The organism is Paenibacillus sp. 598K (assembly GCF_003851045.1).
Classification (GTDB): Bacteria; Bacillota; Bacilli; order Paenibacillales; family Paenibacillaceae; genus Paenibacillus_D.
This window is the reverse complement of the sequence record NZ_BFBX01000190.1, coordinates 1-284: the sequence shown is the minus strand read 5'-3', so window position 1 is coordinate 284 and position 284 is coordinate 1. Positions and strand designations below refer to the sequence as shown.

Genomic DNA, 284 nt, shown 5'->3' with positions numbered 1-284 from the left:
GCCAGAGCCACAACAGGGACAGGGACTTCGTACGTCACTTCTTCCGACGGATCGGAATCCGTGTACAACGGGCTGTTCGACTTCGCTACGACCGTCACGCTGTACGTGCCCGGTGTCAGTGCTGGCTGCAAGCTCGACAGATCCAGCTCAGTCCCTTCCTCTACTACAATGACGCGTGGCTCTTGGCCTTCGATTTCAATCGTTACTTCATACGTGTCTGCATGAGGAACCTCTTCCCACGTCAGCACATCGTTCTCAACTAGCTGCGCTTCTGGAGTCGCCAG

At 56.0% G+C, this 284-nt stretch carries 1 protein-coding gene; it reads right to left on the bottom strand.

The genetic code is table 11. The features are described from left to right. Window positions 1-284, bottom strand: a 284-nt coding sequence (locus PA598K_RS36845; RefSeq protein ID WP_185602404.1) for a hypothetical protein, incomplete at both ends; no start/stop codon positions are given.